Origin of the sequence: Paenarthrobacter sp. Y-19, from assembly GCF_029223985.1 — a bacterium.
GTDB lineage: Bacteria > Actinomycetota > Actinomycetes > Actinomycetales > Micrococcaceae > Arthrobacter > Arthrobacter nicotinovorans.
The window spans coordinates 1,889,317-1,913,372 of record NZ_CP119414.1; the positions used below are offsets into that span (position 1 = coordinate 1,889,317).

Here is a 24,056-nt window from a genome sequence, read left to right on the forward strand (position 1 = left end):
GATGGACAAACGAATATTCGGCATCGAAACAGAGTTCGGGATTTCCTATTCCAGCCCGGATTCACGCCCGCTGGCGCCTGAGGAAGTGGCCCGGTACCTCTTCAGGAAGGTCGTCAGCTGGGGAAGGTCTTCGAACGTCTTCCTGACGAACGGCTCGCGGCTTTACCTGGACGTAGGCTCGCACCCGGAATATGCCACAGCCGAGTGCGATGACCTTGCCCAGCTCATCGCGCACGACCGGGCGGGCGAGCTCATTCTCGACGACCTCGTGGACGAAGCGCAGACAAGGCTCGCCGCAGAGGGATTCAACGGAACCGTCTATCTCTTCAAGAACAATACGGATTCGGCCGGCAACTCCTACGGCAGCCATGAGAACTACCTGATTCCGCGCCGCGGGGAATTCTCCCGCCTGGCGGAGATCCTGATTCCGTTCCTGGTCACCCGTCAGTTGATCGCAGGGGCGGGCAAGGTCCTGAAGACTCCGCACGGAGCCACCTTTGCCTTCTCCCAACGCGCCGACCACATCTGGGAAGGCGTGTCATCGGCAACCACCCGATCACGTCCCATCATCAACACGCGCGACGAGCCCCATGCGGATGCCGAGTTCTACCGCCGCCTTCACGTGATCGTGGGGGACTCAAACATGTCCGAAACCTCGGCTCTGCTCAAGGTCGGCACCGTCGACCTGATCCTCCGCATGATCGAGTCCGGTGTCATCATGCGGGACATGCGCATGGAAAACCCCATCCGCAGCATCCGCGAGATCTCCCATGACCTCACAGGCCGGGCGCTCGTCCGGCTCGCCAACGGCAGGCAACTCACGGCCCTTGATATCCAGCGCGAGTACCTGACCAAAGTCACGGAGTTCGTGGCGGCCAACGGCGCCCACAATCAGCATGTTCCGCTCATCCTTGACTTGTGGAAGCGAACGCTGGACGCCATCGAGTCCGGTGACACCAGCACCATCGACACCGAGGTCGACTGGGCCATCAAGAAGAAGCTCATGGACAGCTATATGCGGCGGCATGGACTCAGCCTGGATTCGCCGCGGATCGCGCAATTGGACCTGACCTACCATGACATCTCAAGGCAGCGGGGTCTGTTCTTCCTGCTCCAGTCCAGGGGAGCTGCGCGCAGGCTGGTCACGGAGACCGACGTCAAGGACGCCGTGGATGCACCACCGCAGACCACCCGTGCAAAGTTGCGCGGGGATTTTGTCCGTCGGGCACAAGAGCTCGGCCGTGACTACACCGTCGACTGGGTCCACCTGAAGCTCAACGACCGCGCACACCAGACCATCCTCTGCAAGGATCCCTTCCGGAGCGAAGATGAGCGGGTGGATGCCCTCTTGGACTCCATGGGCTGAACGTCCCTATAAGCTGGCTCCCAGCTTTCCGGGCTATTCTGGATAGTGGTCTCTTTCCAGGAGACAACCTGCTTGGAGGCGCCTTGCGCTGTTCCGAGTGTCCCTTGCCCCGACGAAAGTGTCTTTTTTGTGCGCCGACTCCTAGCAATTCTCCTTCCTGCCCTGCTGCTCATTACCGCGTGCGGCGGAAGCAACCCGGCCGCCGAGCCCACCAGCCAGTCCGCCGGTGACCTCTCCAAGCTCGACTCCGTGAAAGTGACGGATAACGGTAACGACAAGGCCCCCGGCGTTGAGTTCTCGAAGCCGCTGAGCGTCACCGAGCCCACCGTCAAGGTGGTTGTCGAAGGTGACGGAGAGCGCGTAAAGGCCGGCCAGACGGCTGAGCTTGTCTACGTGGCCGTCGACGGCAACGACGGCAAGACGGTGGAAGACGCCTACACCAACGGGCCTCAGCCGATCGACTTGACGGACGAACTGAAGTCCGGCAACCAGCAGATCTACAACGCAATCGTTGGAGCCAAGATCGGCTCACAGATTGCCTTCGCAGCTCCCGGCAACGCCTCGGCTTCACCGGCCGCCTCTACGCAGCTGGTCGTCTTCAAGCTGCTCTCGGCCAAGGATCCGGCCCCCGTGCTGGACAAGCCCGAAGGCGATACTGTCACTCCTCCCGCCGGTCTGCCAACGGTGAAGGAAGACGACAAGGGAATCCCGCAGATCTCCGTTGACGGTGTTGCTGCGCCCAAGGAACTTATTGCCCAGGATCTCATCAAGGGCAAGGGTGCAGTCGTCAAGGCAACCGACACCTTGACCGTGAACTACGTAGGTGTGAACCTCGTGGGCGGTACCAAGTTCGATTCCAGTTACGACCGCGGAAAGTCCACCAGTTTCCCGCTCACCGGCGTAATCAAGGGCTGGACCCAGGGGCTGGAGGGCAAGACTGTCGGCTCCCGCGTGCTCTTGGTGATTCCGCAGGACCTCGCCTACGGCGCAGCCGGGCAGGGCGAAGCCAAGGGCGACCTCGTCTTCGTCGTGGACATCCTGGGCGTTAAGTAACCCCAGCGGAAAATGCAGGCACTGGCTTAGGCTGGTTCCTGACACCAATTCATCACTGACACCAAGGAGTACCCATGTCATTTGGTCAGCGTGACTTCGACCGCACCAAGCCGGAGATCGATTTCCCCGAAGGCGACGTCCCCACGGACCTCGTCATCACGGACCTCATCGAGGGAACGGGTCCTGAGGCCAAGGCCGGAGACACCGTGTCCACCCACTACGTGGGCGTTGCCTGGTCAACCGGCGAAGAGTTCGACGCTTCCTGGGGCCGTGGGGCTCCCCTTGACTTCCGCGTCGGAGTCGGCCAGGTCATTCAGGGCTGGGACCAGGGCCTCCTGGGCATGAAGGTTGGCGGCCGCCGTCGCCTGGAAATCCCCTCGGAGCTGGCCTACGGCTCCCGCGGCGCCGGTGGAGCCATCAAGCCGAACGAAGCACTGATCTTCGTGGTTGACCTCGTAGCTGTCCGCTAGGAAACAGCTGTTCTGCACGGCGCGTCATCTCCCGGTTCAACCGGCAGGTGACGCGCCTTGCTGTTTTCCCGCTGGACTTTAGTAACGTAGCAACCGTGTCCGCATCCCGCACTGAACGACTCCTGAACCTTCTCCTTGCTTTGCTCAACACCAAGGTGGGGCTCTCACGCTCCGTGCTGCGCGAAAAGGTCTACCACGATACCGCCGGAAACGATGTCTCCTTTGGGCGCATGTTTGAGCGTGACAAGGCCGACCTCAAGCAGTTCGGCTTCGAGGTGGAGACATTGATGGACCCCAGCAGCTTCGGCGCCGATGACCCTGCCTCAGCGCGCTACAGGATCGGTAAGGACTCCAACAGGCTGCCGGAAGTGAAGCTGACTCCGGCAGAGTGCACGGTCCTCCTTCTGGCCGCCCAACTGTGGGAGCGCGCTGCCCTGGGAAATGCTGCCGCCAATGCCGTCCGTAAGTTGCAGGCCGCCGGCGGATTCACCGACGTCGAACTTCCTGCGGGGGTTCAGCCGCGGATCAAACCGGCCGGACAGGCTTTCGACGACGTCGTTGCCGCCATGCATGGCAGGCACCCCGTCCGTTTCGGCTACCTCGCCATCAGCACCGGCCGCGAGGAAACCCGCGAGGTGGAGCCATGGGGGCTCGGCAGCCGCTTCGGCCAGTGGTACCTGGTGGGCTTCGACAGGGGGAGAGGCGCCAAGAGAATCTTCCGGCTCTCGCGGATGACCACCGCACTGACCTTGGTGGCGGGCAGCAGTTTTGAACCTCCGGCAGGCTTCAACGCCAAGGCTGAGCTCGCTGCGCTCAACGAGCTGCCACTTCAAAAGGCCATCCTGGATGTGGACAAAGACCGCTTGCTGGCGCTGCGCAAGAGGGCAATCGCCACTGGACAGTCCGCTGACGGGGGAGTCCGTGACCGGATCCAGGTTGATTTCAGGGATCCCGAACAACTCGCCGAGGAGCTGGCGTCCTACGGCCCGCAGGTGAAGGTGTCAGAACCGGCCGACTTGCGCACCGCCGTCGTCCGACGCCTGAAGGCTGCAGAGGACTTTGGCGCCGCACCGGCAGTGGAGGTGGGGTTCCCCGAAGCGGGACGCGCACCGCGTGCCCGGAAGCGCACTTCGGAAGACCAGTTGGCAAGGATGCTGCAGTTGGTGCCGTTCCTGGTCCATCACCAGGGCCTGCATATCCAGGAGGTCGCTGACCGTTTCGGCGTCTCCCGCAAGGATCTGATCGATGACCTCAAAATACTCATCTGTTCGGGCCTTCCCGAGGGTTACCCGGATGATCTGCTGGACATACAGTGGGAAAACGATCATGTGTATATCTCGGAGCATCTGGACCTGAACAGGCCGGTCCGTTTCAGTGAGGACGAGGCCGCCGCGTTGCTGACCGGCCTGGCCATGCTGGGGGATCTGCCCGTACTGGCTGGCGTGGCCGGCGACGAAGCCGGCAGTGCACTGGAATCTGTCACCATCAAGCTGACCGGCGCTGCAGGGCAGGCCGGCCGCTTGGCCGGTTCAGTGGCCGGCCAGTCGGTGGCACCGGAACAGTCCGAGGCCTTTGCCACCATCACGCAGGCGATCAGGGACGGGCAACAGCTGCGTCTGCGGTATTTGTCGCTGCAGCGCGATGAGGTAACCGAGCGGGACGTCGACCCTTTGCGGCTCTATTCGATGGACAACACCTGGTATTTCGAGGCCTACTGCCACAGCAAGGCCGGAATCAGGAATTTCAGGTTGGACAGGGTGGAGTCGCTGGAACCGAATGGCCGGGCCGTGGCGGGCCCCGCACCGACCGGCCAGGACTTCCCCGCGCGGCTGTTTACCCCCAGCGACGACGACCTCCAGGTGGTGCTCCAGCTGACCCGCCAGGGTGCCGGGCTTGCCGATGACTACTACGCGGAACGCACCGCCCAACTGCCCGACGGCGGCCTGCTCGCCGAGGTGCGGTTCGGTGACGCAGGGTGGTTGCCCATGTTCGTGGCACAGCATGGTGGAACGGTACGGATCCTCCAGCCAAAGGCCCTGCAAGACAAGGCCCTCGCCTGGGTGAGGGCTGCCCTGGCGCAGTACGACTCTGCTTCCGACGCCCAGGCTGGCTAGACTACTCAGATGCCTTGGTGGTTCTGGATCCTGTTGTGGATCGCACTCGTAGCTCTTGCCCTGCTCCTTCACTTGACCTTGGGTTATCGCTTGTTCAGGAAATTCATGGCCACTGTTCATGATTTGGGCGACGCCGGGAAACGTTTCAGCAACCTTTCTCCTGCCGCGGAAACCTCCGATGTGGAGGTCGCCGAAGACCGCGCCGCACCGGGATCCGCAATTTTTGCCTCCCCGGATCAGATGCGTCATGATTACCTGACGGCCAAAGCCTTCCGGCAGGAAGTTCGCCGCCAAAAGCGTGTCCAACGCAAAGCGGAGCGGGGTCAGCCGCAATCCCTGCACGACATTGAATTCAGATAGACGTAGGATGTATCCAAAAGGAAAGGACCTCCCCACATGAGGCTCGAAGGCTGGCATCTCATCATCATCATCGTCCTGGCTCTGGTGCTTTTTGCCGCACCGAAGCTGCCGTCCATGGCGCGCAGCATTGGGCAGTCGATGCGTATTTTCAAGTCTGAAGTCCGGGAAATGAAGAAGGACGGTTCTTCAGAGGCGAAGGACTCCCAGGACGGTTCCGACGCCGTTGAAGGCAAGGTCGTGGGCCACCCGGACGCCAAGACACAGAACGTGAAGGCACAGAACACCGGCGAGACCGACGTTCCGCCCTCCAACCGCGTCTAAAGAGAAGTGGTAGAGACGAAGGGGCGCAAGGCCAACCCCGAAGCCCGGATGGCGCTTCTTGACCATCTCAAGGAGCTGAAGAACCGGCTCTTCAAGGCTGCAATCGGCGTCATCCTCGGGACAGTGGTGGGCTTCATTGTCTACCAGCCGCTCCTGGAGGCGCTGATCAAGCCGATCAAAGACCTCAATGAAAAAGAGGGTCGCGCTGCGACACTGAACTTCGATGGCGTAGCCAGTTCGTTCGACCTCATGGTCCAGGTCTCGGTATTCCTCGGCGTGCTGCTTTCGAGCCCGGTATGGATCTATCAACTCTGGGCTTTCATTGTGCCCGGCCTGCACAAGAAAGAACGTCGACTCGCGTTGTCATTCGTGGCTGCGGCGGTCCCGTTGTTTATCGGTGGCGTTCTTCTTGCCTGGCTTGTCCTGCCCAACGCCGTGCGGGTCCTGACGGATTTCACCCCCATTGGCGGTTCAAACTTCATCAGCGCCGAAATTTACCTTGCGTTCGTCCTCCGGCTCCTGTTGGCGTTCGGCATTGCCTTCCTGGTTCCGGTGGTGCTTGTTGGTCTGAACCTGGCCGGCATCGTCAAAGGAAAGCAGCTCGTCAAGAGCTGGCGCATCACCATTTTCCTGGTGTGCTTGTTCGCCGCCATGGCCGCCCCGGGCGCGGATGCCATGAGCATGTTCTACCTGGCAGCACCCATGCTGTTGCTGTTTTTCGCAGCCATTGGGGTTTGCCTCCTCAACGACCGCCGTCGTGAACGCCGCGCCATCAAGCGGGCTGCCGAGACGGAGGCCACTGCGGATATCGCCACCCCGGCCTCCGATCTGGAGAATCTCTAGACCTTGGGCCACTAGGCTTGATGCATGTCTTCGTTTCCCGGGTCTCCTTCTCCATCAGAGCGTTACCAGGCTGCAGCCCAGAGGGCGGCCGAGGCTAAAACCTATCTCGGTGCTTTCGCCGGCTCGCTCAACTTCGAGCTGGATGATTTCCAGCGCGAAGCCTGCAAGTCCCTGCAGGAGGGCCGGGGAGTATTGGTGGCAGCCCCAACCGGTGCCGGCAAGACGATCGTCGGGGAATTCGCCATCTTCCTGGCCCTTCAGCGGGGGCTCAAGGCTTTCTATACCACTCCCATCAAGGCCCTGAGCAACCAGAAGTACTCGGAACTGGCAGAAAAGTACGGTGCGGCCAACGTCGGTCTGCTGACAGGCGACACCACCATCAACGGTGAAGCACCGGTAGTGGTGATGACCACCGAAGTCCTCCGGAACATGCTGTACGCGGATTCCGAGACGCTCAGCGACCTCGGTTTCGTCGTGATGGACGAAGTCCACTACCTGGCCGACCGCTTCCGCGGTGCAGTCTGGGAAGAGGTGATCATCCACCTGCCCAGCGAGGTCCAGGTGGCATCACTGAGTGCCACCGTATCCAACGCCGAAGAGTTCGGTGCGTGGCTGGACACTGTGCGGGGCGATACTGACGTGATCGTGTCCGAGCATCGTCCCGTGCCTCTGTGGCAGCACGTCATGGTGGGCCGGGAAATCGTGGATCTCTTCGCTGGCGATACCACTTTCGACGAAATCGCGCCGGTTGCCCCGGGAGCCCAGGAAACCGACGCGCCCGATCTCTCGGAAGCCGGCGAGGTATCCAGCGAACCGAGCAATGGCCGCCGCGTCTCTTCCAAGCAAACGTCCGCCACGAAGGTGCGCCAGGCAGTGACCGGACCCGAATTCGAGGTCAATCCTGACCTCCTGGCCATGGCACGTTCAGAGAGCCGGATGAACATGAACGGACGGTTCGGCCACGGTGGCCGCAGCCGCCGTCGTCAGGACCGGAACCGTGACGAGCGCCAGCAGTCCGAACAACGCAGTCCTGTACGCAAGGCGAGCCGCCCGCAGGTCATCGAAAGCCTCCGGCGGCAGGACCTCCTGCCTGCCATCACCTTCATCTTCTCCCGCGCAGGCTGTGATGGTGCCGTGGCCCAGTGCGCAGCGTCCGGCCTGTGGCTCACCACTGAGCGGGAGCAACAGATCATCGCCCAGCGCGTGGACGAAGCGAGCCACGAGATCCCTGCGGACGACCTCGATGTTCTCGGCTTCTGGGGTTGGCGTGACGGGTTGGTCAGGGGCTTCGCCGCCCACCATGCCGGTATGCTCCCCACTTTCAAGGAAGTGGTGGAAAAGCTCTTCGCCGACGGCCTGGTCAAAGCGGTCTTCGCCACGGAAACGCTCGCGTTGGGGGTCAACATGCCCGCCCGGTGCGTGGTCCTGGAAAAGCTCGAGAAGTTCAACGGCGAAGCACACGTCAACATCACAGCGGGTGAGTACACCCAGCTGACGGGTCGCGCCGGAAGGCGGGGGATCGACGTCGAAGGCCATGCCGTTGTGTTGTGGCAACCCGGGACGGATCCCGCGGCAGTAGCCGGCCTGGCATCCAGGCGCACCTACCCCCTGAACTCCAGCTTCAGGCCCACCTACAACATGAGCATCAACCTCATTGCCCAGTTCGGACGCGTGAGGGCACGGGAGATCCTGGAGTCCTCCTTCGCGCAGTTCCAGGCCGACCGATCCGTAGTGGGCCTTGCCCGACAGGTCCGTGGGCGGGAAGAGTCACTGGCGGGATACGCCAAGTCCATGAGCTGCCATCTGGGCGATTTCACCGAGTACGCCAAGCTCCGGCGCGAACTCAGCGACGCGGAAAACCATGCCGCCCGCGACCACCAACGTGCGCGCAAATCACGCGTCGCTGATTCGCTGGCACGGCTGATCCCGGGTGACGTCATCAGCGTCTACAGCGGCCGGCTCGCGGGGCACGCGGTGGTCCTTGATGTTGACCCCAACGCCCGCGAACCACGGCCCTCGGTACTGACCCAGGACAACCAGCTCCGCCGGATCGGCGTCCACGACCTCGACGGTCCCGTGTCACCGGTAACCCGGATCCGCATTCCCAAGTCGTTCAATGCCAAGGTGCCAAAGTCCCGCCGCGACCTCGCCTCGTCCATGCGCCATGCCATCAGTGAGGACGCACCCCAACGCCACCGGAACAGCCGGCATGAGGACTTCGGCCTGGGGGCCCGCCTGCCGGACCAGGAGAAGAAGATTGCGGATCTCCGGCGCGCACTCCGGGCCCACCCCTGCCATGGCTGCAGCGAGCGGGAGGACCATGCGCGGTGGTCCGAGCGCTGGTGGAAGCTCCGCAAGGAGACCGACGGGCTGGTGCGCCAGATTCAAGGCCGTACCAACACCATCGCGAAAACCTTCGACCGTGTGTGTGAGGTCCTCTCCGTTTACGGGTACCTGGAAACAAACGACGCCGGCGACGTCACCATCAGTGCCGACGGGCAGCGCCTTCGCCGGATCTACGGGGAGAAAGACCTGCTCATTTCCCAGTCCATCCGGCAGGGTGCCGTCAACGACCTCGATGCGGCAGAACTGGCTTCCTTCGCCAGTACGCTGGTCTACCAGGCCAAGCGTGAAGACCGCGGGCTTCGCCCGAAGATGCCTACCGTCTCGCTGGAAACGGCCGTGGACGTGGTTGTCCGTGAGTGGTCTCGACTGGAGGACACCGAGGAGCAACACCGGCTCCCGCTGACCGGCGAGCCGGAACTCGGTTTGATGTGGCCCATGTACAAGTGGGCCAAGGGCCGCCATCTCCAGGAGGTGCTCAGCGGAACAGACCTGGCGGCCGGAGATTTCGTCCGCTGGGCCAAGCAGGTAGTGGACCTCCTGGACCAGCTCGCCAAAATCCCGCAGCTCGACCCCCGCTTGGCCAGGATTTGCCGGGAGGCGATCGATTTGGTCCGCCGCGGCGTGGTGGCATACTCCACGGTGGCCTAGCCGGCCGTCCCATGATTGATTTGTTGACAACGCTCAAGGAGCCCACAGCATGAACCAGCCAGGCGCGTCTGCCGGCCAGCACCCCAACGGATCCGGCCGCAAGGTCACCATGTACCGCAATGGTTCTATCTATACGGCGGCGGATCCCTTTGCAACGGCCATGGTGGTGGACGGAGACACCGTGGCTTGGGTGGGCTCCGAACAAGCTGCGACCTCCATTGCCGATTCGTCCATGGAGATCATCGATCTTCGGGGCGCCCTGCTGGCCCCCGGGTTTGTGGACTCCCACGTCCATTTAACGGAAACCGGAGTGGCCCTCGCAGGCCTCCAGCTCGGCACCGTCCGTTCCGCTGCGGAACTGCTCGACGCCGTTGCCACCGCGGGTGGTACGGGCACCATCCTTGGCCATGGTTGGGATGAGACGAAGTGGGACAACCCCACACTGCCCAGCCTTGAACAAATTTCCCGGGCCGCAGGTGACCGGCACGTATATTTGTCGCGCGTCGACGTTCACTCTGCACTGGTTTCACCCTCACTTGCCGCGGCCGCCGGACTCGAAGGACTCGACGGCTTCACAGGCACTGCTCGTGTGGTGCGGGCAGCGCATACAGCGGCCCGCCTGACTGCGCGGAACTTCCCGGAGCAAGAACGGCGCCGGTACCAGGAACAAGCGCTGCGGGAAGCCGCTGCGCACGGCTATGTAGCCATGGCCGAGATGTCCGCGCCACATATTTGCGGTCCCGAGGACCTCAGGACCGCCGTGTCCTGGAACGACGGCGGGGACCAACCGGAGGTGCTCCCTTATTGGGGCGAACTGGCGTCCTCGCAGGAGCACGCCAAGGCCATCCTGGATGACTTGGGCACCAACGTCCTTGGCCTCGCCGGGGACCTCAACATGGACGGCTCCATCGGTTCGCGCACAGCTGCCCTGTTGGACGACTACTCCGACGCCGCTGGGCAGCGCGGCAGCCTCTACCTTTCGGTCGACGAGGCAAGCAAACACCTCGCCGCCACGTCGGCACTGGGCGTGCAGGCAGGATTCCATGTGATCGGCGACGCCGGCCTGGCGGCGGTACTGGATGCCCTGGACGCCGCGGCGGCAGAAGTGGGGGAGCAGCGCATCCGGGCAGCGGGGCACAGGCTTGAACACGTGGAGCTGGCTGACCAGTCCGCCATAGACAGGCTGGCGAAGTACTCCGTGACAGTCAGCGTCCAACCTGGCTTTGACGCCGCCTGGGGCGCAGCTGGTGGCTTGTACGAGCAACGCCTTGGCAGCCGTAGCGCCGGCATGAACCCGTTCGCGTCCTTCTACTCCAGTGGCGTACCGATTGCTTTTGGCAGCGACAGCCCTGTCACTGCACTCCGGCCCTGGTCCAGCGTGCGCGCTTGCCTCGAGCACAGCAACCCGGAACAACGCATCTCGGCGCGTGCGGCGTTTCTGGGGCACACGCGCGCAGGATGGCGGGCGGCAAAGCACAGGAACCCCCTAATGGGGCAACTCGTACCTGGCGCACCGGCCAGTTTCGCCGTGTGGGAAGTGGAAGAGCTGATGGTCCAGGTTGCTGACAGCCGGGTACAGTCATGGAGCACGGATCCCCGTGCTCGGACACCGCTCCTGCCCGCCCTCGACACAGGGTCGGACCCCCGCTGCCTCCAAACTGTCCGTGAGGGACGTGAACTGTTCGCCCACGAATCCCTTCGTGTCTAGTCGTTCCGTCTGCAAGCCAAGAACAGGGACTGCCACTGTGCCCTGTGGCCGGCACCACAGACGCAAAAGTCATGGCCGCCGTCGTCCTATAATGGAGAGTTGCGCCAGAACGCCAGCTGCCAGGCTGGTCCGGCACACTGACCGCTCCATCAAGGAAAGGCCTCTTCTTGCGTGTCCTGACGATCATTCCCACCTACAACGAGCTGGAATCGCTCCCCGTGACGCTGGGACGGCTGCGCGCAGCGGTACCCGACTCCGACGTCCTGGTGGTCGACGACAACAGCCCTGACGGCACGGGAAAGCTTGCCGACGACTTCGCCGCTGAGGACAGCCAGGTTCATGTCCTGCACCGCAAGGGCAAGGAAGGCTTGGGGGCCGCCTACATCGCAGGCTTCAAGTGGGGTCTGGCCGCCGGTTACGACGTCCTCGTCGAAATGGACGCGGATGGTTCGCACAAGCCCGAGCAGCTTCCCCTCCTCCTCGACGCCGTGCGGGACGGTGCGGATCTCGCCATGGGTTCCCGCTGGGTTCCTGGCGGAAGTGTCGTGAATTGGCCCCTCTACCGCCAGGCCATCTCGCGCGTCGGCAGCACCTACGCCCGCATCATGCTTGGCGTCAAGATCAAGGACGTCACCGGTGGATACCGGGCGTTCCGCCGCAGCACCCTCGAGGCACTGAACCTGGACGAGGTCGAGTCAGTAGGCTACGGCTTTCAGGTTGACCTGGCCTGGCGAGTGGCCAAGCTTGGCCTTCGCATCGAGGAGCGCCCCATTACGTTCGTGGAACGGGAGCTCGGAGCCTCGAAGATGAGTGGCAACATCGTGGTGGAAGCCATGATCAACGTCACCAAGTGGGGCCTGGCTGCACGCTGGGCGAAAATCACCCGCAAGTCACCCGAAGCCGCGAAGTAGCAGGCACAAGAAAGGCCGGGTCCGGTTCCATCAGGAACCAGACCCGGCCTTTGCTGTTGTCTTGGAGACTATGCCCAAAAGGCTTGCCGTTTAGCGGCTATGCGGAGCGGCGTTCTCCACGGCGCTCACGAAGGATATTGAGGCGGTCCTCGAGGATCTGCTCCAGCTCAGGAAGGCTGCGGCGTTCCAGCAGCATGTCCCAGTGGGTACGGACGGCTTTCTCGTTGGCGTCCACGGGACGCTCGCCATCGACCAGGAGCGCTTCCTTCCCCGTTTTGGAAACCCAAACGGGAGGGATCTCTGCTTCGGAGGAGAAGGTTACGAAGACCTGCTCGCCATCCTCGCAACGGTACTCGACCCGCTGACGCGGTGCCGGTTCAACGCCGGATTCAGTTTCCATGCTTTGGGCGCCAAGACGCATACCCCGCAGGCTGCGATCGCTCATGATTACTCCCTCTGTCTGTTCGCGGAGCAGGAACTCCGCGCTAGCCGTAAGCCGTTTTCACGATCCCTACGGACTACTTCTGCACACCTTGCATCACTAATTGCAACGCCTGGCCAAGCTTTAATGTTCCGTCCACGCTGAACCAGCCGGACAAATATCCCATTATACGCTGATCTTCGCTGAGTACTCAAAAGCCCGGAGACGCCGCGAGCGGCCAGCCGGAATGGCTGGCCGCTCGCGTTGTCCCTAAGGGACAGGAACTACTCGGCGGGACGTGGTGGTTCCACTGTCCCTACCGGCTCCGGGGTCTTCGAGCCTCCGTCGAAGAGGCCCGCGACAGGGGAGTCGGGGCTGTTCCCACCAAGCGCACCGCCGATGCCCTTGAGGGCCTCGCCAACTTCGCTCGGGATGATCCAGAGTTTGTTCGAACTGCCCTCTGCGATCTTCGGAAGCGTCTGAAGGTACTGGTAGGCGAGCAGCTTTTGGTCCGGGTTGCCCTTGTGGATGGCATCGAAGACCTTCTGGATGGCCTGTGCTTCACCGTCTGCCCGGAGGATGGCGGCTTTGGCGTCACCCTCAGCTGCGAGGATGGCAGCCTGGCGCTGGCCTTCCGCGGTGAGGATCTGCGACTGCTTGGTACCCTCGGCGGTCAGGATGGCTGCGCGGCGGTCACGCTCTGCACGCATCTGCTTTTCCATCGAGTCCTGGATGGAGTGGGGCGGGTCGATCGCCTTCAGTTCCACCCGGGACACCCGGATTCCCCAGCGGCCTGTTGCTTCGTCCAGTACGCCACGCAGCTGACCATTGATCTGGTCGCGGGATGTGAGTGCTTCCTCAAGGTTCAGTCCACCCACCACGTTACGAAGCGTGGTGGTTGTCAGCTGTTCAACGGCCTGGATGTAGTTGGCGATCTCATATGTCGCGGCCCTGGGATCAGTGACCTGGAAGTAGACCACGGTGTCAATCGAGACCACCAGGTTGTCCTCGGTAATGACCGGCTGCGGCGGGAAGGAGACTACCTGTTCGCGCAGGTCGAGCAGCGGCAGGAGCCGGTCGACAAACGGAATCAGGATTGTCAGTCCCGGGTTGAGCGTGCGCTGGTACTTTCCGAGCCGTTCAACGACGCCGGCACGTGCCTGCGGGATGATCCTTACCGAACGGACCAACACGATGATGACAAAAATAACGAGAACAATCAGCACAATTGCCGCTGCTGTTCCTCCTAAGCCGTCCATACATCTCCTTCGTTCCCCAATTGCGTGGTTTGATGAGGCTGTGCGCGGGCAGGTTGCCCCGGTCCGGCAACGGCCTGAAATCCGAGTGCGACTAAACGTCAGCGGGAGCTGTTGTCGGCAGCCGAAGCGACCACCGCCGTCGCTCCGTCAATCTTGGTGACCTGGACCGTTGCCCCGGCGTCAATGACGCCGGCGGCGCTGCGCGCGCTCCACACGTCGCCGCCGATTTTTACCAGCCCGCTGGTGCTGCTCACGGCTTCAATGACGAGGGCAGGCTGGCCGATGAGCCGGTCTATGTTGGAAAGCTGTTCCGTGGGTCCCTTGCGCAGGTGGTTCAAAGCCACAGGCCGCACGAAAACGATCATCAAAAGGGAAACCACGCAGAAAATGACGATCTGCAGCCAGAAGTCGGCGCCGGCGAAGTCCGCTATCAGGCCTGCCAGCGCACCGCCGCCCAGCATGATGAAGAAGAGGTCGAGAGTCAGCATCTCCACCACTGCGAACGCGAGGAAGACCGTGAGCCAGAGAGCCCACCAATTCTCGCCGAGCCATTCAAACATCGTTCCCCCTTGGTCCCGGATCCCGCGAGCGGGATCACAGTCGCTGTTCCTCCATCCTAGCCCGACGTGTCGTCGCGCGTCAGGACGCAGTGAACACGCTGATCCGGAACTTCGCGGTGGCGGGCACCGGCTCCTCGGAAGCTGCCAGCCCCGACAACTGTTCCTGCTGCAAATGGTGGCCGGCAGGGCCCATGAAGGCGAGGTCGGCTACCTCGTTTCCGTCCAGCACCAAGGGCAAGTCAAGGCAGTGGCTCGCCGAAGAATCGAAATACCCGCTCATCGACTCCGCCAGCCGTTCCTCCTTGCCTTCTTCGATGCTGAGCATTCCCGTCCTGGCTGCGATCTCCTGCAGGTGGCCAGGCCGTGGAGTCACCACCAGGAGGCTTCCTCCGGGCCGAAGCACCCGCGCGAACTCCGAAGGGTTCCGCGGGGCGAACACAACCGTCAGCACGTCCACCGAGTTGTCCGCCATGGGCAATGGACGCCAGATGTCCCATACAACATTGGCCGCTTGCGGGTTGAGGCGGGCTGCACGACGAAGCGCGAATTTGGAAATATCCATGCCGACGGCGGTTGCGCCTGTCGCTTCAATAACGCTGCGCAAGTAGTGGCCGGTGCCCGTTCCGGCGTCGAGAACCAGTGTCTCCGGCCCCTGAAGCGCCTCAGCCGCCATGCCGGCCAACGCCGCGGCCAGACCCGCATAGTGCCCGCCTTCCAGGAACCGGAACCTGGCAGCGACCATCTCCGCCGTATCAGCTTCGAAGACGGTGCCTTTCCCGGTCAGGAAATTGAAGTAGCCCTGCTTGGCGGCATCGAACAGGTGTCCGTTCCGGCAGGCAAGCGTGGCCGGCCGGCCTTCCCTTAACTCGAAAAGTCCTTGGCACACGGGACAGCGCAAGGCGGGGACGGCGTCGGACAACATGGCTTCAATCCTACGGCGGGACGGAGTGTCTGGAGCCGCGGGACGAGGCGCCGGGCTAGGCTCACCAACGTGAAACCCGAGCAGCTGCCCCTGTTGAACTCCGTGTCCGCCCCTGCCATCCACCCCGACGGGACCAAGGCGGTGGTGTCCGTCACGAGGCCGGATTTTGACGCTGACACTTATGTAGGCCAGCTTTGGTCAGTGCCTTTGGACAACGCCAAGTACCCGCGCCGCATCACCCGGGGATTCCGCGACACTGCACCGTCATTCTCACCGGATGGGCTGGTCCTGGCCTTCCTGCGCAGCGACCCCGGCGGTAAACCCCAGCTGTTCGTGGTGGAATCGGCCGGCGGGGAACCGCAGCGGATCACGAACCAAGCGGCGGGGGTTGACAGCTTCGTTTGGGCGCCGGATTCGCACCGAATCGCCTTCCTGGCGCGGGTCCCCGAACGGGGACGCTACGGAACGGTTGACGACGTGGCCCCGGGTGCCGAAGATGCCCGTCTCATCACCGCAAACCAATACATGATGAACGGTGTTGGATACACCGCCGACCAGCGCCAACAGCTGTTTGTCGTCGAGGTCCCGGAATTGGGCGGCGAACCTGCAGTCCTTCCGCGCGGCAGGGCGGCCCACGAGCAGCCGACTCTGGAGCTGCCCGGCCTGCCCGCCGCCCTGCAGCTCACTTTCGGGGACGCCGACCACACATCGCCGGCGTTTTCTGCGGACGGTGGCCGGCTCTACTTCGTAGCGGCACTGCATGAAGGACACGACGACGATCTGGTCACCTCTGTTTACAGGGTTGATGCTGCCGGCGGCGAGCCGGTCGTCGTCGAACCCGCCAACCGGACACCGCAGACCGTCACCGATGTGCGCCCCTCGGCGGACGGCAAGTGGTTGTTCTACATCGCCCAGGAACTGGGTGATACCGGCCGGGACTTTGTGGCGCGGAACTCCGTGCTCTACGTGATGCCGTCGGCCGGGGGAGAGGCTGTAGCCCTGACTGATGTGGAGCACCTGGATGTTTCCGGGCCCCTGGAACCAAGCGGACCGGACCGTGTCCTGGTCCTCAACACGGCTTTGGGCAGCGTTGAACTCCTTGAAGTCGTCGCGAACGGCGACATCACCCCGCTGGTGCACGGCGCCCGGGTTGTCATCGGGGCTTCAGTTGCCGCAAACGGAGAAATCGCGGTAAGCCTCTCCGACGCGTCCACTGCTGGAGATGTCGCAACGCTGGAGCGTGGTGAGCTTCGCCTCCTGACGGATTTCTCAGGAGCCCTTCGGAACAACTCCACGGTCATTGAGCCCCTGGATTTCGAGGCTGAATCAAGCGACGGACATGCCGTCCACGGTTGGCTCGTCATACCGGAGGGCCCGGGACCGCATCCGGTCCTTCTGAACATCCACGGCGGACCGTTCGCCCAGTACACGGGAGCGCTCTTCGACGAGGCCCAGGTTTATGCCGCGGCCGGATACGCGGTGGTGATGTGCAATCCCCGCGGGTCGTCCGGCTATGGCCAGGAGCACGGGCGAGCCATCAAGGGGCGCATGGGCACCCTGGACATGCAGGATGTGATGGCCTTCCTCGACGCTGCCCTGGCATCGCGGAAATCCCTGGACCCCGGGAATGTGGGCATCATGGGCGGCTCCTACGGCGGTTACCTGACTGCGTGGATCATCGCGCATCATCATCGCTTCAAGGCTGCGATCGTGGAGCGGGGTTTCCTGGACCCGGTCAGCTTTGCGGGTTCTTCGGACATTGGTTGGTTCTTTGGCAGGGAATACACCGGAGGGTCAATGGAGCAGATGCTGGCCCAAAGTCCCATGGCCTTCATCGCGGATGTGCAAACACCGACGCTGGTGGTGCACAGCGAAAATGATCTTCGCTGCCCTATCGAACAAGGCCAGCGCTACTACGCACAGTTGAAGGCGCAAGGGGTTGAGACCGCCCTGCTGGTCTTTCCGGGTGAGGACCACGAGTTGTCCCGTTCGGGTACACCGCACCACCGCCGACAACGCTTTGAGCACATCCTCAGCTGGTGGGCCAAGTACCTCCCGACCGCCGGAAACAAAGCTGCGGAGTAGGGAACCGGCGGGGCGCCAGGCTTCAGGGAAGGAAGCCGAGCGACCGGCGTGCCTCATCAATGTCGGGCGAGGCCCAACGCGCGGTGTGTTCGGCGTTGCTGGCCAGGGAGCGGATCTCGGCACGGTCCAGGTAGAGGACGCCATGAAGGTGGTCGGTCTCGTGCTGCACAATGCGGGCCTGCCATCCGGAGAACCATTCCTCCACAGGCTCGCCGGCGGGGGTCACAAAGGACAACTCAACATTGCTGTGTCGGTCCACAACCGCCTGGTAGCCCTGGACTGAGAGGCATCCCTCGTAAAATGCCGAGGTTTCCGTGCCCAACGGACGGTACTGCGGGTTGACAATGGCGAAGAACTCCAACGGTTCCCTGTGCCGCACGGAGGCGGACACCGGATCAATCTCGTATTTGTCCTCCAGGACCGCCAACTGCAAAGGGATGCCCACCTGGGGCGCGGCGAGGCCGACCCCTGGGGCTGCATGCATGGCATCGCGCATCCGGTCAATGAACGCCAGCAGTTCGACGTCGTCGAGCTGGCCGTCGTACGGCGCGGCATGCTGACGCAACACCGGGTGCCCCGCCTGGACGATGGCGGGGAGTTCCTCACTATCGAGCAACCGTCGGACGGCATCCCGGATCTGGAGGGGATTGAAATCTGCAGCGGGGCTTGAAGCTCGGGGATGGGGTTGATGCGTCATGGAACGAGCCTATATCCGTGGGTGTCTTTGTCAGTGGGCTAGGCTCGAAGAATGACCAATCCCACGCCTTTGGAACACGTGCTCGGGTTCGTCCGAACAGTTGAAGCCGGCGGTGGCTCAGCTGCGTTGCGGCCTTTCCTGGCTGAGGACTTCAAGCTCACCGAATGGCCCCACGCGCTGTCCAAGACAGGCTCCACACGGAACCTTGCGGAAACCCTCTCCGGCGCTGACCACAGCCAGGACATCGTGGCGGACCAGCGCTTCGAGATTGTCCGCACCACCACTGAGGAAGACCGTGTCGTCCTTGAGATGAATTGGTCGGCAACGCTGCTCCTGGATCTCCCGCACTGGGACCGCGGCGACACCATCCGCGCCAGGAGCACGGCCATCTTCCAGCTACGGGATGGCCTGATCATCAGCCAGGACACCTACGACTGCTACTACACGGCGCCGGAATAGTTACCGCATGGTGAAGCGCCGCTCCACCACCCCGGCCACGCCGGGCACCTCCAAAAGACCCGCAAACACCCTGTTCCTCGCCGCCATAGCAGCTGGTGGCAGTGGCCGGCCCAAGGCCATGTTGAGCCCGGCCTGCCGCGACGCCCGGACCGCGGCTTTCCTCCGGACCCCTTCGAAGACCTGCAGCGCCTTCCCGACACCGTTTCCGGCCAATGCGGCATCGACAATGGGAGCCAAGGCTTCAGCATCCAGCCACCCAAGGTTCATGCCCTGGCCGCCGATGGGGCTGATTTCGTGGGCGGCGTCTCCAAGGAGGACCACCCGCCCGTGCACCATCTGACGGACCAAGCGCGACTGGACGTCAAAAGCGCTGAGCATCGTATTTCCGGCTACCTCCAGCACCTCACCCGTCCTGGCTTCGACCAACCGAGCCAGCCCTACCGCCGTCGCATCCGTTGCCGGCGCACCGAGCCTCACCACCCATCTGCGGACACCTGCCGGCAGGGGGAATGATTCAACGATCCCTTCCGGCTCGAGATACAGCACCGCATCAGCACCATGCCCAGTGGCGTCAGGGAAGTCTCCCATAAGGTACGAGTCCGGATAAGTCCGTGGTGCGATGTCCGGGACAAGACGCCGTCGGAGTGATGAATGCGCGCCGTCAGCAGCAATCACCAGCCGGGCCCGGTACTCCCGGCTCCCCGGCGTCGGGTGGGCCAGGACGCGAACAGCAATTCCGTCGTCGCGGGTTTCCCGGACGTCGATGCCTCGGACGATCGCTGCCGGGTCGGCTGCCAGCACCGCATCCTCCAGCACCTTCTCCGTGGTCGCCTGCGGAACGGCCAGAATGAAAGGAAACGCGGAGTCCCCGGTGAAGGGAAGTTCGGCAACTTTACGACCCCGGCTGTAGGCAACGCCCCGTTTGATCCTGACCCCGGCCTGCACCAGCTGCCCGGAGACTCCCGCGCGCTCCAACGCTGCCAGGGCCGGAGGATGGATCCCGATGGCGCGGGAACGTGCGCTTCCGGCACTCCTGCGTTCCAGGATACGGATCCTGTGGCCGCTCCGGAGCAGCCGCAGGCCCATAAACAAGCCCACCGGACCCGCTCCGACAATCACCACATCAAGCACGGTTGCGGTTCCCCGATCCTTGGTGCTGGTGGACCAGCATATTGTGCCATGGTCCGTTGCTTTCGACTGTCCATGCGGGCGGGATGGCGGATTGCAATTCAGCCATCGTGTAGCTCCGCCTGATGGACAGCAAGCCGTCCCTGACGATGTACGAGCCCCAGCCCAGAGGCCAAAAGCCGGCCAGGAACAAAACGTAGGCGACGTTGCTTCGTTGCAGATCGTTGTGCAGCGCCAGTCGCGTGCACAGCAGTTCCGAATCGTGCAGGACCGCGGCGAACTGCCGGGCATCCAGGTGGTGAAGGATGTGGTTGGAGATCACGACATCGAATGCCAGCCCCTCCGCAACCAGCTCGGAACTGTGGGCCAGACGATATGTAACCCTTTCGTCCCCGGGTAAGTGCGTCGCAAAAGCATGGGCCCGTTGATCCGGATCGACGGCAGTCACGTCCAGCGTGAATCCATCCCGGCGCGCCCATCGCGCCAGACTGCGGGCCACGTCACCGCTGCCGCTTCCTATGTCCAGCAAGGATGCATGACCCGTCTCCGCCAGCAGCGGACGGATGCGGCGCTTGTACGTCCGGCGCCATCCTGAAAGCAGCCTGTTGACGACGGGAAACCTGGCATAGGTTCGGCTGAGCAGCAGCGGATCGCAGTCCGGCCTGTCCATGTCCTCAATGCTGTCCAGGTCCCTTTCCCTGAGGGACCCCCAGGGACTCACAGAGCGGGGGAGACCAGCGTGAAGAGGCCCGTCTCCACCGTGAGGCCGGGGCCGAACGCCATGGAGCAGATCCGCTCCTCGCGTTGGCTGGCCGCCTGTCCCATCATGTACTTCAGGACGAACAACACTGTGGCACTGCTCATGTTGCCGTATTCCCTGAGAGTCTCCCGTGCAGGTACCAACTGTTCTTGCGTCAATTCCAGTTTGGACTCGACCTTGTCAAGGATGCTGCGCCCGCCGGGATGGATGGCCCAGTGGGTGATGTCCCTGTAGGGCGAACCGGCCAGTTCCGGTTCCTTGGCCAGCAAGGGCTCCAGCGCGCCGGTGATGTGTTCTTCGATGATGTGGGGCACATAGGAGCCCAGGACCATCTCAAAACCTTCGTCTCCGATGTTCCATGCCATGGCTTCCTCGCCGACCGGCGTCAGAACCGTTTCGAAGTGGTCCAGCCGGATCACTGGCTCTTCGCCCTCCGGCTCCCTGGCGGAAATGACCGCCGCTGCCGCGCCATCGCCGAAGATGGCCGAACCCATGATGGTGTCCGGGTCGTTCGATGTCCTGACATGGAGCGAGCAGAGTTCAACACAGATCACCAGGACAACCGCCTCCGGGTCAGCAAGGCAGAACTGCTTTGCCGCCTTCATGGCGGGGAATGCGGCATAACAGCCCATAAAGCCCAGGTGATAGCGCTGAACTGCCGGATTCAGGCCCAGCGCCCGGACCACCTTGTAGTCGGGTCCGGGGTTGAAGAAGCCGGTACAGGACACGGTGATCACGTGCGTGATGTCATCCAGATCGATGCCTTGGGCCTGCGCGACCGCTGTCTTGCCGGCCTCGACGAACAGCTTGGTTGCTTCGGTGGCGAAGATTTCGTTGCGGACCTTGGTGCTGGGGCTCAGGACCCTGTTGGTTTCAGGATCGAAGAACTTCGGATTTTCGGGGTTGGCATCGAGGCTCAACTCCTCAACGGCGGTGAAACGGGTGTCGATAGCGGCCGAATCAAAGCATGTGGTGACAAGCCGGGTACCCAGCCGCGTCAGGCCCGGCTGGGCGGCAAACACCTCACGCGCCTGCTCCTGGACCAGAATCGTAGGGGGAACTGCGGTTTCGAGGGACCTCATGTATACCGGCATGCTTCATTCTTAGTGAGTAAAGCCGGGAAGACAATGGCAGAATCAATCGTATTGACCGAGGTCGGTCAAGGAGAGCCAGGCGACGCCGACGGGGGACTGTTGGACAGTGTCGCCCAACGGACGGAGAAACCATGACTATTGCTGCCGGTTCGGACACGCAATCTCCCGCGATGAACATTGCCGATACCCACGACCTCATCAGGGTCCAGGGCGCCCGCGAAAACAACCTGAAAGATGTCAGCGTCGAAATTCCGAAGCGACGACTGACGGTGTTTACCGGCGTCTCGGGATCCGGCAAGAGCTCCCTGGTTTTCGCCACCATTGCTGCAGAATCGCAGCGCATGATCAATGAAACCTACAGCGCGTTTGTCCAGGGCTTCATGCCGTCTTTGGCACGACCTGATGTGGACGTGCTTGAAGGACTGACGACGGCGATCATCGTGGACCAGGAGCGGATGGGCTCCAACCCCCGTTCCACGGTGGGTACGGCCACAGATGCCAACGCCATGCTCCGCATTCTCTTCAGCCGCCTCGGACAGCCCCACATTGGATCTCCCAACGCGTACTCCTTCAACGTCCCCACGGTGAAGGCGAGCGGGGCGATCACTGTGGATCGCGGCGAGGGCAGGACCAAAACGGAGAAAGCCTCCTTCAACCGCCTCGGTGGAATGTGCTCACGCTGCGAAGGCATGGGCTCGGTCAACGACTTCGACCTCACTGCTCTTTACGATGAGAGCAAATCGCTCAGCGAAGGCGCGCTCACGATTCCCGGCTACAGCATGGACGGCTGGTACGGACGCATCTTCAGCGGTACAGGCTACTTCAACATGGACAAGCCGATCGCCAAATTCACCAAGAAGGAACTCCACGACCTTCTCTACCGGGAGCCCACCAAGGTCAAGGTGGAAGGAATCAACCTCACCTACGAGGGCGTGATCCCGAAGATCCAAAAGTCGATGCTTTCCAAGGACGTTGACGCTCTGCAGCCCCACGTCCGCGCCTTTGTGGAGAGGGCCATCACGTTCACCACCTGTCCTGAGTGCGAGGGCACCAGGCTGAGTCCGGAGGCCAGGTCTTCCAAGATCAAAGGCAAGAGCATCGCTGACGTGTGCACAATGCAGATCAGCGATCTCGCTGAGTGGATCCGCCAGCTCGATGAGCCCTCAGTCGCGCCCCTGCTCAAGGGACTGCAGCATCTCCTGGACTCCTTCGCGGACATCGGCCTGGGTTACCTTTCGCTGGACCGGCCGGCCGGCACCCTGTCCGGGGGTGAGGCCCAGCGCACCAAGATGATCCGGCATCTGGGTTCGTCCCTGACCGACATCACTTATGTGTTCGACGAGCCAACCATCGGGCTACACCCCCACGACATTGAGCGGATGAACCAGTTGCTGCTCCAACTGCGGGACAAGGGCAACACCGTACTGGTGGTCGAACACAAGCCGGAAAGCATCGCCATCGCGGACCACATCATCGACCTTGGTCCGGGGGCTGGTACCGGCGGCGGCACGGTGTGCTACGAGGGCGACCTGGACGGGCTGCGGGGGAGTGACACCATTACCGGGAGGCATCTTGACGACCGCGCCTCCATAAAGGCCACGTTCCGTAAGGCCAAAGGACAATTGGAAGTCCGCGGCGCTTCAACCAACAACCTTCAGAGCGTGGACGTGGATATTCCCCTTGGTGTCCTGTGCGTCCTGACCGGGGTTGCGGGGTCCGGAAAGAGTTCACTGATCCACGGATCGGTGGCCAAACGCGATGGCGTACTGGTCATCGATCAAGGTGCCATCCGAGGATCCCGAAGGAGCAATCCTGCGACCTACACCGGCCTGCTCGAACCCATCCGCAAGGCCTTTGCCAAGGCCAACGGCGTGAAGCCGGCCCTCTTCAGTTCGAACTCCGAGGGCGCCTGCCCAACGTGCAATGGCGCCGGCGTCATCTATACGGATCTCGGGGTCATGGCGACAGTCGAATCGACCTGTGAGGAATGTGAAGGAAAGCGCTTTCAGGCCTCCGTTCTGGAGTACAAGCTGGGGGAGCGCAATATTGCAGAAGTGCTTGCAATGTCGGTCAACGAGGCTGAAGGCTTCTTCAGCGAGGGGGAAGCGCGAACGCCTGCGGCCCACAAGATCCTGGACCGGCTCGCCGATGTCGGGCTTGGCTACCTGACGTTGGGCCAGCCATTGACCACGTTGTCAGGTGGTGAGCGGCAACGGCTCAAACTGGCCACGCAGATGTCCGAGAAGGGCGACATTTACATCCTCGATGAGCCCACCACGGGTTTGCACCTGGCGGATGTCCAAAACCTGCTGGGCATGTTGGACCGCTTGGTCGAGTCCGGGAAATCCGTCATTGTGATCGAACACCATCAGGCGGTCATGGCTCACGCCGACTGGATCATCGACCTTGGCCCTGGTGCGGGTCACGACGGCGGCAGGATAGTTTTCGCAGGAACGCCGGCTGAGCTTGTGGCTGGAAAAGCAACACTGACCGGCAAACACTTGGCCGCTTACGTAGGCGCATGACCTCTG

General features: G+C 62.7%; 21 protein-coding genes. 13 read left to right on the forward strand and 8 right to left on the reverse strand.

Features of this window, described 5'->3' with window-relative positions; genetic code table 11:
• Nucleotide 1 precedes the first annotated feature (1 nt).
• The 10 genes from pafA to PYR64_RS08780 all read left to right on the forward strand — a co-directional run bounded on the left by pafA (nt 2) and on the right by PYR64_RS08780 (nt 12,140).
• A complete protein-coding gene (pafA, locus tag PYR64_RS08735) occupies nt 2–1,366 on the forward strand; it encodes a Pup--protein ligase (RefSeq protein ID WP_018777649.1) in 1,365 nt (454 codons plus the stop codon).
• A gap of 129 nt (nt 1,367–1,495) precedes the next feature.
• Complete coding sequence (locus tag PYR64_RS08740) at nt 1,496–2,419, forward strand: FKBP-type peptidyl-prolyl cis-trans isomerase (RefSeq protein WP_055975826.1); 924 nt, start codon at nt 1,496–1,498, stop codon at nt 2,417–2,419.
• 74 nt (nt 2,420–2,493) lie between these two features.
• Nucleotides 2,494–2,889, forward strand: coding sequence for an FKBP-type peptidyl-prolyl cis-trans isomerase (locus PYR64_RS08745; protein WP_017200957.1), 396 nt, complete (start codon nt 2,494–2,496; stop codon nt 2,887–2,889).
• A 95-nt stretch (nt 2,890–2,984) separates the two neighbouring features.
• Complete coding sequence (locus PYR64_RS08750; RefSeq protein ID WP_189075550.1) at nt 2,985–5,003, forward strand: WYL domain-containing protein; 2,019 nt, start codon at nt 2,985–2,987, stop codon at nt 5,001–5,003.
• Nucleotides 5,004–5,012: 9 nt separating this feature from the next.
• The gene (locus PYR64_RS08755) at nt 5,013–5,363 is read left to right on the forward strand and encodes a hypothetical protein (protein WP_064722161.1); all 351 of its coding nucleotides are present in this window, start codon (nt 5,013–5,015) and stop codon (nt 5,361–5,363) included.
• A gap of 36 nt (nt 5,364–5,399) precedes the next feature.
• Nucleotides 5,400–5,684, forward strand: coding sequence for a Sec-independent protein translocase subunit TatA (tatA, locus tag PYR64_RS08760; RefSeq protein WP_018777653.1), 285 nt, complete (start codon nt 5,400–5,402; stop codon nt 5,682–5,684).
• A gap of 6 nt (nt 5,685–5,690) precedes the next feature.
• Nucleotides 5,691–6,527 (forward strand): twin-arginine translocase subunit TatC, encoded by an 837-nt coding sequence (tatC, locus tag PYR64_RS08765; RefSeq protein WP_018777654.1) that lies wholly within the window; start codon nt 5,691–5,693, stop codon nt 6,525–6,527.
• 24 nt (nt 6,528–6,551) lie between these two features.
• Nucleotides 6,552–9,521 carry a DEAD/DEAH box helicase gene (locus tag PYR64_RS08770; protein WP_275779474.1) on the forward strand — a complete coding sequence of 990 codons (2,970 nt, stop codon included), beginning with the start codon at nt 6,552–6,554 and terminating at the stop codon, nt 9,519–9,521.
• A 49-nt stretch (nt 9,522–9,570) separates the two neighbouring features.
• Nucleotides 9,571–11,229 (forward strand): amidohydrolase family protein, encoded by a 1,659-nt coding sequence (locus tag PYR64_RS08775; RefSeq protein ID WP_079581422.1) that lies wholly within the window; start codon nt 9,571–9,573, stop codon nt 11,227–11,229.
• Between the two features lie 167 nt (nt 11,230–11,396).
• Nucleotides 11,397–12,140: a polyprenol monophosphomannose synthase gene (locus PYR64_RS08780; protein WP_039241307.1), complete on the forward strand. Its 744-nt coding sequence runs from the start codon at nt 11,397–11,399 to the stop codon at nt 12,138–12,140.
• A gap of 97 nt (nt 12,141–12,237) precedes the next feature.
• Here PYR64_RS08780 and PYR64_RS08785 read toward each other — a convergent pair whose 3' ends face one another.
• The 4 genes from PYR64_RS08785 to PYR64_RS08800 form a co-directional block, all read right to left on the reverse strand.
• The gene (locus tag PYR64_RS08785) at nt 12,238–12,585 is read right to left on the reverse strand and encodes an RNA polymerase-binding protein RbpA (protein WP_011774875.1); all 348 of its coding nucleotides are present in this window, start codon (nt 12,583–12,585) and stop codon (nt 12,238–12,240) included.
• A 260-nt stretch (nt 12,586–12,845) separates the two neighbouring features.
• Nucleotides 12,846–13,820, reverse strand: coding sequence for an SPFH domain-containing protein (locus tag PYR64_RS08790; protein ID WP_018777659.1), 975 nt, complete (start codon nt 13,818–13,820; stop codon nt 12,846–12,848).
• Nucleotides 13,821–13,918: 98 nt separating this feature from the next.
• A complete protein-coding gene (locus PYR64_RS08795; RefSeq protein WP_018777660.1) occupies nt 13,919–14,380 on the reverse strand; it encodes an NfeD family protein in 462 nt (153 codons plus the stop codon).
• Between the two features lie 79 nt (nt 14,381–14,459).
• Entirely contained in the window at nt 14,460–15,302 is an 843-nt protein-coding gene (locus PYR64_RS08800; RefSeq protein ID WP_064722163.1) for a methyltransferase domain-containing protein, read from the reverse strand.
• 69 nt (nt 15,303–15,371) lie between these two features.
• Here PYR64_RS08800 and PYR64_RS08805 point away from each other — a divergent pair, with 69 nt between their 5' ends.
• Entirely contained in the window at nt 15,372–17,387 is a 2,016-nt protein-coding gene (locus PYR64_RS08805; RefSeq protein WP_275779479.1) for a S9 family peptidase, read from the forward strand.
• A 22-nt stretch (nt 17,388–17,409) separates the two neighbouring features.
• On the opposite strand, the gene PYR64_RS08810 is transcribed toward PYR64_RS08805, so the two are convergent.
• Complete coding sequence (locus PYR64_RS08810) at nt 17,410–18,084, reverse strand: peptide deformylase (RefSeq protein ID WP_275779481.1); 675 nt, start codon at nt 18,082–18,084, stop codon at nt 17,410–17,412.
• A gap of 51 nt (nt 18,085–18,135) precedes the next feature.
• On the opposite strand from PYR64_RS08810, the gene PYR64_RS08815 reads away from it, so the two are divergent.
• Nucleotides 18,136–18,543, forward strand: coding sequence for a nuclear transport factor 2 family protein (locus PYR64_RS08815; RefSeq protein ID WP_018777664.1), 408 nt, complete (start codon nt 18,136–18,138; stop codon nt 18,541–18,543).
• On the opposite strand, the gene PYR64_RS08820 is transcribed toward PYR64_RS08815, so the two are convergent.
• Genes PYR64_RS08820 through PYR64_RS08830 form a run of 3 tightly spaced genes read right to left on the reverse strand, consistent with a single transcriptional unit; the run spans nt 18,544 to nt 21,525 of the window.
• Nucleotides 18,544–19,674, reverse strand: a complete 1,131-nt coding sequence (locus PYR64_RS08820) for an NAD(P)/FAD-dependent oxidoreductase (RefSeq protein ID WP_039241311.1) — start codon at nt 19,672–19,674, stop codon at nt 18,544–18,546.
• Complete coding sequence (locus PYR64_RS08825; RefSeq protein WP_039241312.1) at nt 19,667–20,392, reverse strand: class I SAM-dependent methyltransferase; 726 nt, start codon at nt 20,390–20,392, stop codon at nt 19,667–19,669. The genes PYR64_RS08820 and PYR64_RS08825 overlap by 8 nt, the downstream gene beginning before the upstream one ends.
• Nucleotides 20,389–21,525 carry a type III polyketide synthase gene (locus PYR64_RS08830; protein WP_018777667.1) on the reverse strand — a complete coding sequence of 379 codons (1,137 nt, stop codon included), beginning with the start codon at nt 21,523–21,525 and terminating at the stop codon, nt 20,389–20,391. Before PYR64_RS08830 ends, PYR64_RS08825 begins: the two co-directional genes overlap by 4 nt.
• 131 nt (nt 21,526–21,656) lie before the next feature.
• Between PYR64_RS08830 and PYR64_RS08835 the strand changes: the two genes are divergently transcribed.
• Complete coding sequence (locus PYR64_RS08835) at nt 21,657–24,050, forward strand: excinuclease ABC subunit UvrA (protein ID WP_018777668.1); 2,394 nt, start codon at nt 21,657–21,659, stop codon at nt 24,048–24,050.
• Nucleotides 24,051–24,056 lie beyond the last annotated feature (6 nt).

Excerpts from the sequence above, each read along its gene's own strand:
- pafA (WP_018777649.1), top strand. The coding sequence starts at position 2 with ATGGACAAACGAATATTCGGCATCGAAACAGAGTTCGGGATTTCCTAT.
- PYR64_RS08745 (WP_017200957.1), top strand. The coding sequence starts at position 2,494 with ATGTCATTTGGTCAGCGTGACTTCGACCGCACCAAGCCGGAGATCGAT.
- PYR64_RS08755 (WP_064722161.1), top strand. The coding sequence starts at position 5,013 with ATGCCTTGGTGGTTCTGGATCCTGTTGTGGATCGCACTCGTAGCTCTT.
- tatA (WP_018777653.1), top strand. The coding sequence starts at position 5,400 with ATGAGGCTCGAAGGCTGGCATCTCATCATCATCATCGTCCTGGCTCTG.
- PYR64_RS08770 (WP_275779474.1), top strand. The coding sequence starts at position 6,552 with ATGTCTTCGTTTCCCGGGTCTCCTTCTCCATCAGAGCGTTACCAGGCT.
- PYR64_RS08775 (WP_079581422.1), top strand. The coding sequence starts at position 9,571 with ATGAACCAGCCAGGCGCGTCTGCCGGCCAGCACCCCAACGGATCCGGC.
- PYR64_RS08785 (WP_011774875.1), bottom strand. The coding sequence starts at position 12,585 with ATGAGCGATCGCAGCCTGCGGGGTATGCGTCTTGGCGCCCAAAGCATG.
- PYR64_RS08790 (WP_018777659.1), bottom strand. The coding sequence starts at position 13,820 with ATGGACGGCTTAGGAGGAACAGCAGCGGCAATTGTGCTGATTGTTCTC.
- PYR64_RS08795 (WP_018777660.1), bottom strand. The coding sequence starts at position 14,380 with ATGTTTGAATGGCTCGGCGAGAATTGGTGGGCTCTCTGGCTCACGGTC.
- PYR64_RS08800 (WP_064722163.1), bottom strand. The coding sequence starts at position 15,302 with ATGTTGTCCGACGCCGTCCCCGCCTTGCGCTGTCCCGTGTGCCAAGGA.
- PYR64_RS08810 (WP_275779481.1), bottom strand. The coding sequence starts at position 18,084 with ATGACGCATCAACCCCATCCCCGAGCTTCAAGCCCCGCTGCAGATTTC.
- PYR64_RS08815 (WP_018777664.1), top strand. The coding sequence starts at position 18,136 with ATGACCAATCCCACGCCTTTGGAACACGTGCTCGGGTTCGTCCGAACA.
- PYR64_RS08830 (WP_018777667.1), bottom strand. The coding sequence starts at position 21,525 with ATGCCGGTATACATGAGGTCCCTCGAAACCGCAGTTCCCCCTACGATT.
- PYR64_RS08835 (WP_018777668.1), top strand. The coding sequence starts at position 21,657 with ATGACTATTGCTGCCGGTTCGGACACGCAATCTCCCGCGATGAACATT.